The following is a 13468-nucleotide window of genomic DNA, read 5'->3' as shown; positions in this document are numbered from 1 at the left end:
CAGAATGAGTCGTCGGGCGTTTAGTAGCCGAAGCATTAACGCGCACGTATATGGAACAACGACCGACCCTCATTTTTTTGCACGGCCATGGAGTAGACCCTTCCATCTGGGATTTCCTGGTTCCTGCCCTCGACCATGATTACGCCATTCAGCGGCCCGACCTCTCGAGGATCACGGAACACACCACCATCGATGCCTACGCCGAAGCAGTGCATGCCATGCTGAGTTCTTCAAAGATTGACCAGTGCATCCTCATCGGGCACTCACTGGGCGGCTATATTGCGCTGGCTTTTGCCAAAAAACACCCCGAACTGGTACGGGGCCTGGTGCTTTTCCACTCCACGGCATTCGCCGACGCCGATACCGACGAGCAGCGTAAAAAGCGGCAGGATGCCCAGGATATGCTCGAACAGCAGGGGGCACAGCCCTTTGTTGAAAAAGCCGTCCGTGCCATGTTTACTCCTGACCACCGCGACTCGATGGCTGGTACATACGTGGACCATAATAAAACGCTGCCGGTTGATGCGTTGCTGGCTGGTTTACAGGCCATTCGGTCGAGGCAAGACCAAACGCCGGTGCTCGCCAACGCTACGTATCCGGTGTTGATTATTGCCGGAAAACAGGACGAAGTGCTGCCCATCAGCCGTTCGGAAGAACTGCATAAGGCCCTGCCCAAAGCTGACTACGTTGTGCTCGACAACTCTGCTCACCTCGGCATGGTTGAAGAGCCGGAAGCATCGTTGCGGGCTTTGCAGCAGTTTCTGGAAAAAGCGGGAGGAAGAGAATGATGAGTGGTGAATGATGAACGATGAATGATGAATTGGCTGCCGCAAGAGTACCTGGGCTGGCGGCAGCCAATTCATCACTTATCATTCATCGTTCATCATTCACCATTCTCTTCTGTAGTTTTGCGCCATCAACCTGACAGGCACACGACTATGGCACAGCTATTCAATGTATATCCACTTTACGACATCGAACCCGTACGGGCGCAGGGCAGCTACCTCTGGGATACCAACGGCACGCGCTATCTCGATCTGTATGGGGGGCATGCCGTAATCTCGGTAGGTCACACGCACCCACGCTACGTGCAGGCCCTGACCGATCAGCTTCATAAGATTTCGTTCTATTCCAACTCGGTGCGCATTCCGCAGCAGCAGGAACTGGCCGATAAGCTGGGCGCCTTGTCGGGACATGACGATTATGCGCTATTCCTTTGTAATTCAGGCGCTGAAGCCAACGAAAACGCCCTCAAACTAGCTTCGTTTCATACGGGCCGGAAAGGCGTGGTTGCCTTTACAAAATCGTTTCATGGACGTACTGCCGGGGCTGTTGCCGCTACCGACAACCCCGCCATTGTAGCGCCTGTTAACGCCACAGACCACGTTACGTTCCTGCCATTCAACGATGCCGAAGCTGCCAAAGCAGGCATCACAACCGACGCCTGCGCGGTTATTGTGGAAGGTATTCAGGGCGTGGGTGGTATTCAGGTGGCCACCGACGAATTTTTGCAGACCCTTCGCCAACGTTGCAACGAAACCGGTGCCGTGCTTATCCTCGACGGGGTGCAGTGTGGCTATGGCCGGTCGGGGCAGTTTTTTTCGCATCAGCATAGCGGCATCCGCGCCGACATTATTTCCATGGCGAAGGGCATGGGTAACGGCTTTCCCATTGGTGGTATCCTGATTGCCCCCGAATTCAAGGCTTCCTACGGGCTGCTGGGTACCACCTTCGGGGGTAATCACCTGGCCTGCACAGCGGGGATTGCCGTACTCGACATCATGCGCGACGAAGACCTGATTGCCAACGCTGCCCGCCTGGGTACGTACCTGATGGATGGCATACGGCAGATCGGCGGGTACAAAGACCTGCGTGGCCGGGGCCTGATGATCGGCATAGAATATGATTTCCCCGTCGATAAACTCCGTCATCAGTTGCTGTTTGAGCATAAACAGTTCACGGGCGTGGCCGGCAAGCACACCATCCGCCTGCTACCCTCGCTGGCACTGGGTATCGACGAAGCCGATATGTTTCTGGAAGCACTGAGCGCGTGTGTGAGCGTAACGGGGTAATTTTTAATCAGTTCATTAGTTTACTACATGCGAAATTTCCTCTCTCTCGCCGATGTTACTGACCTCGACGCGCTCATACAATCGGGCCTGAGTGCCAAAGCCAATCCTTTTGCTGATGAGCAACTTGGTCATCACAAAACCATCGGACTACTGTTTTTCAATTCCAGCCTCCGCACCCGGCTCAGCACCGAAAAAGCGGCCCGTAACCTGGGCCTCAATGTCATGACCCTCAACGTGGGATCTGATAGCTGGGGCCTGGAAATGGAAGACGGTGTGCTCATGAACGGTGACAAAGCCGAGCACGTTCGCGAAGCCGCCGCCGTGATGGGTCGCTACTGTAACATGCTCGCTATCAGAGCTTTTGCGGGTTTGACAGACCGTGAACTGGATTACAAAGAACTGGTAATGAACCAGTTTGCCAAGTACGCGGGTGTGCCTATCGTGAACCTGGAATCGGCCACGCGGCACCCGCTGCAATCCCTCGCCGACTGCATCACCATCGAAGAAGCACGGACAAAGTCGACCATCATGCCCGCCCGGCCAAAGGTGGTGCTCACGTGGTTACCGCACTTCAAACCCCTGCCGCAGGCCGTGGCTAACTCTTTCGCCGAGTGGATAAACGCCCGCGCCGCCGCGGGGCATGTCGAATTTGTGGTCACGCATCCCGAAGGCTATGAACTGGCCCCACAGTTTGTGGGGAATGCTCGTGTGTACCATGATCAGGACGAAGCCTTTGCCGGGGCCGATTTTATTTACGGCAAAAACTGGTCGTCGTACACACAATATGGACAGGTGCTCACGCAGGACCCCAGTTGGGCGGTGACAATGGACAAAATGCGGCTGACCAACCAGGGGAAAATGATGCACTGCCTGCCGGTGCGCCGCAATCTGAAAATTGCCGACGAAGTCCTCGACAGCCCCCAATCGCTCGTTATCGAGCAGGCCGCCAACCGCGAATGGTCAGCACAGGCGGTACTAAAAGAGATACTCAGCAGTTTAAGGTAGTTTACGTTTTTCGAATGAATCCACTTACCATTCTCAAAATCGGCGGTAACGTCATTGACAACCCCAAGGCGCTGACGCGCTTTCTGACCACGTTCTCGATGCTACCGGATACGAAGTTGCTGGTGCATGGCGGGGGGAAAATCGCTACCGACGTTGCCCAAAAACTGGGTGTGGAAACCACCATGATCGATGGTCGCCGAATCACCGACAAACCCATGCTCAACGTGGTGACGATGGTCTATGGCGGACTCGTTAATAAACAGATTGTGAGTCAGTTGCAAAGCCTGGAATGCAACGCCATTGGCCTGACCGGGGCTGATGCGGGTATTATTAAATCGACAAAGCGCCCCGTAAAGGACATTGATTATGGCTTCGTAGGCGACATTTCGGAGATTGACTCAGGGCGAATACAGGCGTTTACGCGTGAGGGGCTGGTGCCCATTTTTGCCCCCATCACCTATGCCGAAACGGGCGATTTGCTCAACACAAACGCCGACACACTCGCCTCGGCTATTGCCTGCGACATGATCTACCACAACGACGTAACGTTGGTGTACTGTTTTGAGAAGAAAGGGGTTCTGGCTAATCCCGACGATGAGACCAGCGTAATCAACCAGCTCACGCCCGACCAGTACAGAGAACACAAAGCTGCCGACAACATCAACAAAGGCATGATTCCCAAGCTCGATAATGCCTTTGCCGCCCTGAGTGCCGGGGTAAAGCGCGTCATCATCTGCCATGCTGACGAGGTAGAAGCTGCATTGACAGGGCAGGCTGGTACAACGTTGCGGAGTTAAGAGCGTGTGAAACCGTTTGTCTATACGCAGCGAATAACTGACTGAGCGTCAGGCCTATTGTGGAGTCGAAGGGCTAGGCGACAGCAACCTACCTAGTGAAGCCTGCCTATAGCCCCTAGCCATTCCGCGATCACCTTAAGCGGCGCTATTTCCAGGTCATTTTTAGCAGCGACACGCCTTGCCGGGGCAGGACGAAATCAAGGGTGGCGGCGCCATTGGTTATGAGGAGTTGAGTGGGGGGAGTTAACTCGTCTAACTGACCGGCTTTTTCCAGTTGGTTTAGTTGCTGCGCTGTTGGCTGCTGGGGTGATCCCATCGTTTTCCAAACCTCAAACGAGTTGCTGTGCGTCTGATCAACCCGGTAGTGGTGTAGCTGAACAGCTTTGGCCGGAATACCCCGAACCTGTACCGACACCCGCGAGGCCGAATCCAGCCGGTTGTCGTCGTGGTAATTCCAGACCATGATGGCTGCCTGTTTCGTGTCCAGGGCGGCCAGTGCGTTGATGTCCGGTTCGGCGCGGATGCTCTCGTCACGCACCCGCCGGTAGTCGTAGGCCAGTCCCTGCTGATCGACGGTGGCACGCTTACCGGTCATCATGCCAAACATACGGAACACGTTCAGCACCGGTTTGTCGACGCCATTAGTTGCCAAATCGCGGAATCCGCGGAACCAGGGCTGATTTTCGAACTCAAATGCCCACGTCACGGCGCCCAGCAGGTTCACGCCCCGGCTGGCCGCCAGATCAAACTTACGGGCGAAGGATGCCGCCGTGTAGGTTGGGTACATCGTGCCGTTGCGGTAGGCGTTTTGCGGATGAAAGTCTTCGGAGCAGGCCGCGCAACCTTCCGGGTCCGACTCGCCGATGATGATGGGCAGTCCCTTCAGGGTGGGGTAGGAGGCTATAATGTCGAACCCCTTGTCGATGTCGCGAAGTTGCTTACCCATGTCCATCCGCACTACCCCATCAACCAGTTTGGGTGCCCCCTTGGCGTGGAAGGTGATAAAATCCAGGGGCGCACCCACCCGTCCGGTCACGTAATTTTTGCCCGAAACGATGTGATCCAGGAAGGTTTTCAGAAACAGCGCCGCCTTGGGCGAACCCGGGCCGGTTACTTCGGGGCCACCCATGCGGGCGGTGGGCAGGGCGCGTTTTACGGCGTCGGCGCTGTAGTCGTATAGCTTGATGTACTCTTCGGTGGTGCCTTTCCAGTACGGAATATCCGGCTCGTTCCAAAGTTCCCAGTACCAGCTTTCCACTTCTTTCCGGCCATAGCGCTTCACCGAGTGTGTTACCCATTGATACACCAGTTCGGCCCACTTGTCGTAGTCTTTAGGCGGGTAGGCCCAGCCCGTAAAAATCTCGTTATACGACGTCCCCGGACTCCACTGGTGGCGGTAGGGCTGCGGATGGGTCGACATGGCTTCGGGCATGAAACCGATCTGCGCAATGGGTTTCATACCCCGCTCAATGTATGTGTCGAAAATCCTGTCGACGATTGTCCAGTTATAGACGGGGTTGCCCTGCGCGTCTTCGGTGTAGGCGTTGGTAGACCCCCATTTTGGCGCGGCCGTGCCATCGCCCGTGACAAGCAGACTGTGCGCCCGCACATACACCGGTACGGGACTCAGTTTAGCCAGTTCAGCAAGCAGTTTTTTGCCGTCTTTCATGTAGGTGTAGTTCGGCTCGTCGTAACCAAACCACGCCCATATTGGCTTCAGGGGTACCTGCGTCTGGGTCAGGTCCACCCGGATTGTCACCCGTTTTGGGGAGGGCGTCTGGGCCTGGATAGCCCCCAGCATAAGGCCAGACAGGCAGGTCAGGGCAACGAGGTGCTTAAGCATATTGTCTTTGGACGTTGATAATTGACCTATGCCGAGACCGACAGCCGGTAAAACCAGGCTGTATTATTGGTGTTATCGCCGAAAAAGAGACCGGTGTAGTGCACTGGGCATCCCTCCTCAATAGTAGTCGCATTGGCGGTAGACGAACCAGGCCGTGTTAGCCTTAACGGTTAACTGGCTAGACAAGGTAAAGGGTGAGGGTAGGGGTAGTTTACCGTAGTTTGGTCCAGGGTCGATGATACAAAAAAAGCCCGCGACCAGCGCGGGCTTTGACGGAGCGTAGTTCCTAAAGGGCCAGTTCCTTAGCCGACACGATGGTGAGCACTTCCGTGTCTTTCAACCGGGCGGCCAGACCCAGCGTCTTGGGCACTTCGTAGTGGAAGAAGAACTTCATCGTGTGCAGTTTTCCCTCGTAAAAGGCGAGTTCGTCGCCTTGTGGGTTTTGGGTTAGCATAGCCTGCTTGGCCACGATAGCCTGTTTCAGCCACTGCCAGGCCACAACCACAATGCCCATTTGCTCCAGAAACAGGGTGGCGTCGCTCAGGTAACGCTCCACATCGCCGGCACCGGCATGGGGCATCAGGGCCTGTAATACCTCCTGAACGCGGCCCAATTCGGTTTTCAGCATCGTGGCATAAGGCTTCAGCTCGTCATGGGTGGCCGCTTCGGCAATGGTCTTGCCTACTTCACCCATTAGAATCTGGGCTGCTTTGCCGCCTTTCATGGTCATTTTCCGACCCAGCAAATCCTGCGCCTGTATGCCCGTGGTGCCTTCATAGATCGGCGTGATCCGGATGTCGCGGTAAAGCTGTTCTACCGGAAAATCTTCCGTGAAGCCGTAGCCACCAAACGTTTGCAGACTCTGGCTCACCGACTGCACCCCCATCTCCGACGGGTACGTTTTGGCCATCGGCATCAGAATCTCGACCAGCAGGTGCGCGTTCTCTTTTTCCTCGCCTTCGGCCACGCGCGAGATATCATAGGCACGGGCCGCTTCGAGCAGCAGCGACAGCGAACCTTCCGTCACGGCCTTTTGGAACAACAGCATCCGCCGCACGTCGGGGTGGTTGATAATGGCCGTTTGGGGGGCGTCGAGGGCGTTTTTTTCGTTCAGGCGGCGGCTCTGTGGCCGTTCGCGGGCATACTGTAGCGCCGCATGGTAGGCTGCCGTGGCAATACCCGCCGCCGTCATACCCACGCCAATCCGGGCACCGTTCATCATCTGAAACATGTAGGGAAGCCCCTGATGCGGTTGCCCCACGAGGTAGCCAATGCAGTTGTCGGCTTCGCCCATGGTGAGGTGCATGGCGGGTACACCCTTCTGCCCCAGTTTATGGTACACGCCCGTTGAGGTAACATCGTTGCTGACCTTGCCCGACTCGGTGATGCGGTATTTGGGCACTACAAACAGCGAAATGCCTTTGGTGCCTTTGGGTGCTCCGTCGATGCGGGCCAGCATGAGGTGGATGATGTTGTCGGCTACGTCATGATCACCCGCCGAAATAAACACCTTCTGCCCTTTAATCTTGTAGGTGCCGTCGGGTTGTGGTGTGGCCGAGGTGGTCACGTCCGACAGCGACGAACCCGCCTGTGGCTCCGTGAGGGCCATGGTACCCTGCCAGTTACCCGACAGCATGTTGGGAACGTACGCCTCTATTAGTTCGGGCGAACCGAAGGAGGCGATCAGGTCGGCTGCGCCGGACGTGAGGCCGGTATACATCATGCCGTTGTTGGCGGCCATCAGGATAAAGCCAATGCTCGACGTAATGAGTTCAGGCAGTTGCTGCCCGCCGTGATCGAAGGAGAAACCCGCGCCAATCAGCCCGGCGTCGCCCACGGCTTTGATGTAGGCCCTGATGCTGGGGTGCACCGTCACCTGACCGTCTTTCAGTTCGGGCTGGTTTCTGTCTACATCGCGTACGTGGGGGTGCATGAGCGTGTCGGCAATGTGGGTGGCCGAGTCGATGGCCATGTCGAACGTACCCCGGTCGTGGTCGGCGAAGTGGTGGTACTGCGTCAGATCTTCAGCACGAAATACTTCGTGCAGCAGGAAGTTGAGGTTGCGTTTGCTGAAATAAGCGGACATGGAGAGCTGGGAGTAAGTGGAGCACGTGTGATTTACGATGTACGAGCGGTCCGCCGCTGCGGGACGACTTACGATTTGTCGCTTACGCCAGAGCAATCATACGCTGGCGTAAGCGACAAATCGTAAATCGTAATTCGTAAATCAACAGTATGCATGCATACTATTATGTAAAAGTAGGAAAAAGTTGGATGCAAAGTAGACAGTGGGTAGAAAACCATATTGATCTGGCTTGCGTTTACGTTTTGATTCTGAATCACTAACTAACCAATTCATTCATGAACCACATGAAACGTTCTGTATCGTTCCTGCTCGTCGTTTTGCTGGCATTTGCTTCAGCGGCTGTTGCCCAAAACCGGAAGAGCCCACACACCACCGTAGAAAGCCCCGACAAGAGCATTAAAGTTGTTTATGGCCAGCCATCGAAGAAGGGGCGGGTTGTTTTTGGCCCTGAAGGCTCACAAAGCCTCGAAAAATATGGTAAGCCATGGCGCACCGGTGCCGACGAAGCCACGGAGGTGACGTTTAAAAAAGACGTGATGTTTGGCGGTAAAATGGTGAAGGCGGGTACCTACACGCTTGTTACGTTCCCCGACCAAAAGGAATGGGGCGTGGTGCTCAACAGCCAGCTTGGCCAGTGGGGCGCGTATGATTACGATAAGTTCAAGGAGAAAAACGTAGTGGAGGTGAAAGTGCCCGTGTCAGCCAACAAAACACCGATTGAAATGCTGACGATCACACCGTCAAACAAAAGCATTGCTATCGCCTGGGACAACATGACCGTTTCGGTGCCAGTAACGCCCCACGGCACAAGTAATTAGCGATTGCTGACAATGAGCTCCTTGGGGAGTGACCCCAGCGGGGTCTAGTCTTTGTAGCGAACGATCCGCCCTTATACACTTCGACCCCAGCGGGGTCGTGTCTTTAGTCTCTTCAGAAAGATCACCTAGATTTTTCTTCAGAAAACTGACAAAGACGCGACCCCGCTGGGGTCGAAGTGTATAAGGGCGGATCGTTCGCTACAAAGACTAGATCCCGCTGGGGTCACTAGTTATAAGTTCAGTAATGGAATCTAATCAGCCAGAAGGTCGATCAGCCGCTGGTTGACGTAATAGGTGGTGCGGCCAACGGGGTTGGGCGTCAGGATGCCCGCAGCGGCTAATTTTTTCAGGTAAGTGGACGCCGTTTGGCGATGAACCAATCCGCTTTTTACTAAAAAATCTACTTTCAAATAAGGCTGCGCAAACATGAGCCGAAGCAACTCAGGGTTATGCGACGTTTGCATGGTATGAGCCATTTCCTTTTTAACCTCCCCCATTAGGACAAGGATGCGCCGAATCTTCGACATGGTCAGTCGGGACGTATCAGCGATTGCGTTTAACATAAAAATGATCCACTCGGTCCAGTTCTCGTCTTCTGTGACGCTACGTAAGAGTTTGTAATAGGTACTGCGGTAAATGTTGATGTACCGGCTCAGATACAGAATCGGTTGCGAAAGCCGTTGCTGTTGCACCAAGTATAAGTTGATCATAATTCGTCCTGTGCGTCCATTACCATCGGAGAATGGGTGAATAGCCTCAAACTGGTAATGCATGAGGGCCAATTTAATCAACGTATCAGGGCCGTCTTCGCTATCCTCATTGATAAACTGCTCAAGAGCAGCCATCTTTTGCCGAATGACCGTTTCGCCCGTTGGCGGCGTGTACATTACGTCACCAGATCCTGAGCTACGCAGCGTAGTGCCAGGTGTTTGCCGAATTGCCGACTGATTGTTCTTAATTGTCTGAACCACTTCGATCAACGTATTCGTCAAGATCAGGTTGTGCCTTGTGCGCATCCGTGCTATACCTGTATACGTAGCTTCCCGGTAACTAAGTACCTCTTTTGCCGCTGTGTTTGTTGGCACACCGTCTACAGAAGCCCGGTACAATTCATCCTGGGTGGTTACGATATTTTCGATGGCCGAACTATCGCGGCTTTCCTGCAAAACCAGTGTGTTAAGTAATAACAGAGGGTCGGGTAACGTAGCGCACAACCCGTTCAGCTCACCCAAATATCGGGTAGCTGCTGCCAATGCTCGTACAATTTCTGGTTGGTAAAAATTGATGGCAGGTGGTAAATCGGGTAAGTCATTATACGGTTCTTCTCTGTGGTAGGCCATTGCTATTCCTAATGTCGAAAATTTGTCAAAACTTCGACAATATGGCCAATTTGTGTCAAATGCTTCGACATCAAATAGACTTGATGTCGAAAAAAAAGCAAAATTCCGACATCAAAATGGGCAAATTGTGACTTCACCGCCACTATTCCACCAGCCTGTAGTTCTTCCACTCGCCGAAGCGGTATTTGAGCCGGTCTTCGATAGCGTAAACTACTTTGTCTTTCAGGCTTTGTACGTGATGAATTTTGGTGGGGTCGAAGTCGTTTGGAGCAGCGGCGATATAGGGCTGCATCACGGCGGGGTGAGTACCTTCGAAGCGTTTGATGCGAAAAATGTTGTAATAGTCGAATTGTTTGGTCGCCATTGGGCTAACCATAACGTCGGCAGGGGCAGCCGATAGTGTATGTAGCGCCGGCTCGTCCATCTGACGGCCGTAGAACGTGCGGAAATAGGCCCACTTCTGAAACATCTGTTCGGCAGGACGCACAAAACTGTAGTGGTGCACCGGCACCGGCACATACTTCACGCGGAGTTTGGTACCGGTTTCGCCCTGCTCGTAGGCCGCAAATGACGTGTATTTCCGAAAGCCCTGCGAGTCGCGGTAGGCGTAGGCGTTGATGCCGTTGCGAAACACACGAATCTCTTTTTTATGCTGCTTACGGGTATTGTTAAGGTAGTCGTAGCTACCGTGGAAATTCAGGAAATCGAACAGCAAACCGTCAATATCGGGCCGATCATCAACGGCCTCCATCGCGGCGCGGATGATGGGCAGGTCGCGCTCATGCATAACCTCGTCGGCCTGAATATGGAACAACCAGTCACCGGTGCAGGCGTCAAGGGCGATGTTGGCCTGCTGGGCAAAGATTTTGCCGTTGCCACGCATGGTCTCGTCCCAGATAGTATCAATAATCCTGATTCGGGGATCGTTGAGCGCCACCAGAGCTTCTCGGGTTTCGTCGTTTGAATCACCCACGGCAACGCAAAATTCATCGCAAAGGGGTAAAACGGACTGGATAGCTGCTAGAAAAGGATATTGGTAGGTGAAACCGTTGCGGATGTACGAAAAGCCGCTGATTCTCATGGTGCTGTAGTTATGGTTCAGCAAAAATAAGCAGCTTTTATTAGAAGGGGTATCCTACCGCAATGTTGAGCACGAGGTTATTGCGTCGCCAGTCGCGGCTGCGGAAGTTGATTTTGTTCAATACCCAACGCTCCCCTTCGGGTAGGTAAGGAATGCTGAACGGCGTGGCTAAATCGGCACGAATCAGAAAGTAGGAGAGGTCGATGCGCAGGCCTATGCCCCCGCCGATAGCCAGTTGTTTGGCAAAATCTTTGGTAAACTCAGAGCCAACACCATACGTACTCTGACTGCTGTAGCTCCATACGTTACCGGCGTCGACGAAAGCAGCCACCTGAATGAGAGACGTCAGCTTAGCCCGAAGTTCAGTGTTCACCTCCAGTTTAATATCGCCGCCACCATCCTGAAACAACGTCCCCGGCGCGGGTGCGTAAAGACCTGGCCCTACAGCCCGTGGTCGGAAAGCGCGTACACTGTTGGCCCCACCCACAAAATATTGCCGGACAAAGGGCATTTCGTTGATGTTGCCGTAGGGAATACCGATGCCCCCAAAAAACCGGTTCGCCCAGGTCAGCTTGGGTGTTAACTGGAAGTAATGCCGGGTGTCGAGGTCAAACCGAAAGAACTGAGCGAAAGGTACGTTGGCAATGTTTTTATACCCGACCGAATCGGCTTTTACCAGGAGTCCAGCCAGGTTTCCGGCCGGCTCGGCGTTAATAGTCAGGCGGTTGGTGTAACGTCGACGGCTCTGTGGATCAGAGTTGTAGTTGAACGTGTAGATCGAACTCAGGATCAACTGTGGCTGCAACAGTTTGGCGTAGGCCTGACTTGTTCTGGGATCGGTAAGCCCTTCGATGTATTTCTGCTGTTCGTTGTACAGGTATACGTAGTTGATATTGAACGGTAAGATCGTGTGTTCAACACGACTGTTGGCCCGGAAGGCATAGCCAAACGAGGCCCTGGCCGAACTCAGGTTATACAGCGAATCGCGTTGCAGAATTTCGTAGCCTACTGTCAGGTTAGTTTTGGGCAAAATCTGCCGCCGGTCGTAGCGGATTTTGAACGGCGACACCAGCCGGGGGAAGCTCAGCGTGGCGTCGATACCGTAGCGATAGTTGGTTACGCCGCGCCCCGCTGCGCCTACCTGCAGGTCGATACCCGCCGTAGTGTTGACTTGCAGCTGCTCGGCGCGGTGTAAGAAGTTTCGATCTATGTAGCTCAGTGTCAGCAACGTACCTGCCAGATTGTTGGAGCGTGAGTTGCCCGACAGTTCCAGCCGGACCGACCGTTTGGGCAGGGGGGTAAGGTAATAATTCAGGTCCATCAGGGCCGAATCGCGCCCATAACGGCCCACCGGCTCGAAGCGGTTACGGATGTATTTAAACGTACCCAGATTCACCAGCCGCGACAGGGACAAATCCTGCGCCCGGCTGTTATAACGCCTCCCCGGCCGCAGGCTGATGACGTCTTCAAACAGGACAGGATTATACACCCTTGACGAATCGACGATGTAGAATTTGCCCGGTCGGTTGGTCAGGCCAGAATCGGCGGCGGTAGGGATAGGTGCCTGGTAAGCCACGGCCCGGTTGGTGTCGTTGCGGGCATTGGCGAGGGTGTAGTTTGGGAAGATATAGATGTTGCGCAGGTAATAAGGCACTTTCGCCGCCGCCGGAATGTCGGGCTTGATGGCCAGGTAGAACCGCACCTTGTGGTTGCCCACGGCGGTATCGGTCAGCACGGCCACGTAGTCGGGCAGGAAATAGAAGAAGCCGCGCTGTTTGATAGCCTCGCCGATACGTTCTTTTTCGGCCTTCACCACGTCGAGCACAAAGGGGTTTCCCGCCTTCAGCAGCGATTGCGGTGAGGTGTTGAACATAGCCCGCGCCACCAGCGTGGAGTCGCCGATAAACGACACCGAGTCGATCAGGTAGCGCTGGGGCACCTGAATGGTGTAGCGGGCTTTGGTTTGGTAACTGTTCACATCGACAAAATCGCCCTGTAGTGTCGTACCAAAATAGCCTTCGTTCTCCAGCGTATTGCCCATCAGCTGCCCGTTGGCGGCCAGTCCGCGCGCCGAGGCCAGCACGGGTGCTTCGCCAAACTTCCGCCGCAACCCCGCCCGGAAACCTTTTTCCTTCTTTGGCTCACCAATGAAATAATAGAACCCCACTTTGTAGGGAAAGCCAAAAATCCGACTGTTGGGCCGTGGCCGCGCCAGCGTTTGCAACTCGGAAACGAGCCGGTCTTTTTCCTTTTTCGTAACCGTCGAATCTGTCTTCAGCACAAAATCAGCTCCTACATACAGTTTTTCTCCCGCCGGCAGGTGCTTGGCTATGTTGCAGCTTTGGAGTATGGTAATGTACAATGTACAATGAACAATGTACAATGGTAGTCGCGTCGGCTTTATGCTGTGGCGTGTTTGTGTGAAT

General features: G+C 54.3%; 10 protein-coding genes. 5 read left to right on the top strand and 5 right to left on the bottom strand.

Annotated elements, in window-relative coordinates:
• The first annotated feature begins 50 nt into the window (after positions 1-50).
• The 4 genes from J2I47_RS06285 to argB all read left to right on the top strand — a co-directional run bounded on the left by J2I47_RS06285 (position 51) and on the right by argB (position 3874).
• Positions 51-788: an alpha/beta fold hydrolase gene (locus tag J2I47_RS06285; protein ID WP_207363688.1), complete on the top strand. Its 738-nt coding sequence runs from the start codon at positions 51-53 to the stop codon at positions 786-788.
• Between the two features lie 150 nt (positions 789-938).
• Positions 939-2072 (top strand): aspartate aminotransferase family protein, encoded by a 1134-nt coding sequence (locus J2I47_RS06280; protein ID WP_207363687.1) that lies wholly within the window; start codon positions 939-941, stop codon positions 2070-2072.
• 27 nt (positions 2073-2099) lie between these two features.
• Positions 2100-3077: an N-acetylornithine carbamoyltransferase gene (locus J2I47_RS06275; RefSeq protein WP_207363686.1), complete on the top strand. Its 978-nt coding sequence runs from the start codon at positions 2100-2102 to the stop codon at positions 3075-3077.
• A gap of 14 nt (positions 3078-3091) precedes the next feature.
• Positions 3092-3874 (top strand): acetylglutamate kinase, encoded by a 783-nt coding sequence (gene argB, locus J2I47_RS06270; RefSeq protein WP_207363685.1) that lies wholly within the window; start codon positions 3092-3094, stop codon positions 3872-3874.
• Between the two features lie 145 nt (positions 3875-4019).
• Here the strand turns inward: argB and J2I47_RS06265 are convergent, their stop codons facing one another.
• Together J2I47_RS06265 and J2I47_RS06260 are read right to left on the bottom strand one after the other, a co-directional pair.
• Positions 4020-5717: a GH39 family glycosyl hydrolase gene (locus J2I47_RS06265; protein WP_207363684.1), complete on the bottom strand. Its 1698-nt coding sequence runs from the start codon at positions 5715-5717 to the stop codon at positions 4020-4022.
• A gap of 286 nt (positions 5718-6003) precedes the next feature.
• Entirely contained in the window at positions 6004-7803 is a 1800-nt protein-coding gene (locus J2I47_RS06260; protein ID WP_207363683.1) for an acyl-CoA dehydrogenase, read from the bottom strand.
• A 284-nt stretch (positions 7804-8087) separates the two neighbouring features.
• On the opposite strand from J2I47_RS06260, the gene J2I47_RS06255 reads away from it, so the two are divergent.
• Positions 8088-8621 (top strand): DUF2911 domain-containing protein, encoded by a 534-nt coding sequence (locus J2I47_RS06255; protein ID WP_207363682.1) that lies wholly within the window; start codon positions 8088-8090, stop codon positions 8619-8621.
• A 251-nt stretch (positions 8622-8872) separates the two neighbouring features.
• Here J2I47_RS06255 and J2I47_RS06250 read toward each other — a convergent pair whose 3' ends face one another.
• The 3 genes from J2I47_RS06250 to tamL form a co-directional block, all read right to left on the bottom strand.
• Complete coding sequence (locus J2I47_RS06250) at positions 8873-9961, bottom strand: Fic family protein (protein WP_207363681.1); 1089 nt, start codon at positions 9959-9961, stop codon at positions 8873-8875.
• A 142-nt stretch (positions 9962-10103) separates the two neighbouring features.
• Positions 10104-11042 carry a glycosyltransferase family protein gene (locus tag J2I47_RS06245; protein WP_207363680.1) on the bottom strand — a complete coding sequence of 313 codons (939 nt, stop codon included), beginning with the start codon at positions 11040-11042 and terminating at the stop codon, positions 10104-10106.
• A gap of 40 nt (positions 11043-11082) precedes the next feature.
• A complete protein-coding gene (gene tamL, locus J2I47_RS06240) occupies positions 11083-13404 on the bottom strand; it encodes a translocation and assembly module lipoprotein TamL (RefSeq protein WP_229374314.1) in 2322 nt (773 codons plus the stop codon).
• Positions 13405-13468 lie beyond the last annotated feature (64 nt).

Origin of the sequence: Fibrella rubiginis, assembly GCF_017353185.1 — a bacterium.
Classification (GTDB): Bacteria; Bacteroidota; Bacteroidia; order Cytophagales; family Spirosomataceae; genus Fibrella; species Fibrella rubiginis.
This window is presented reverse-complemented; position numbering and strand designations above follow the sequence as displayed.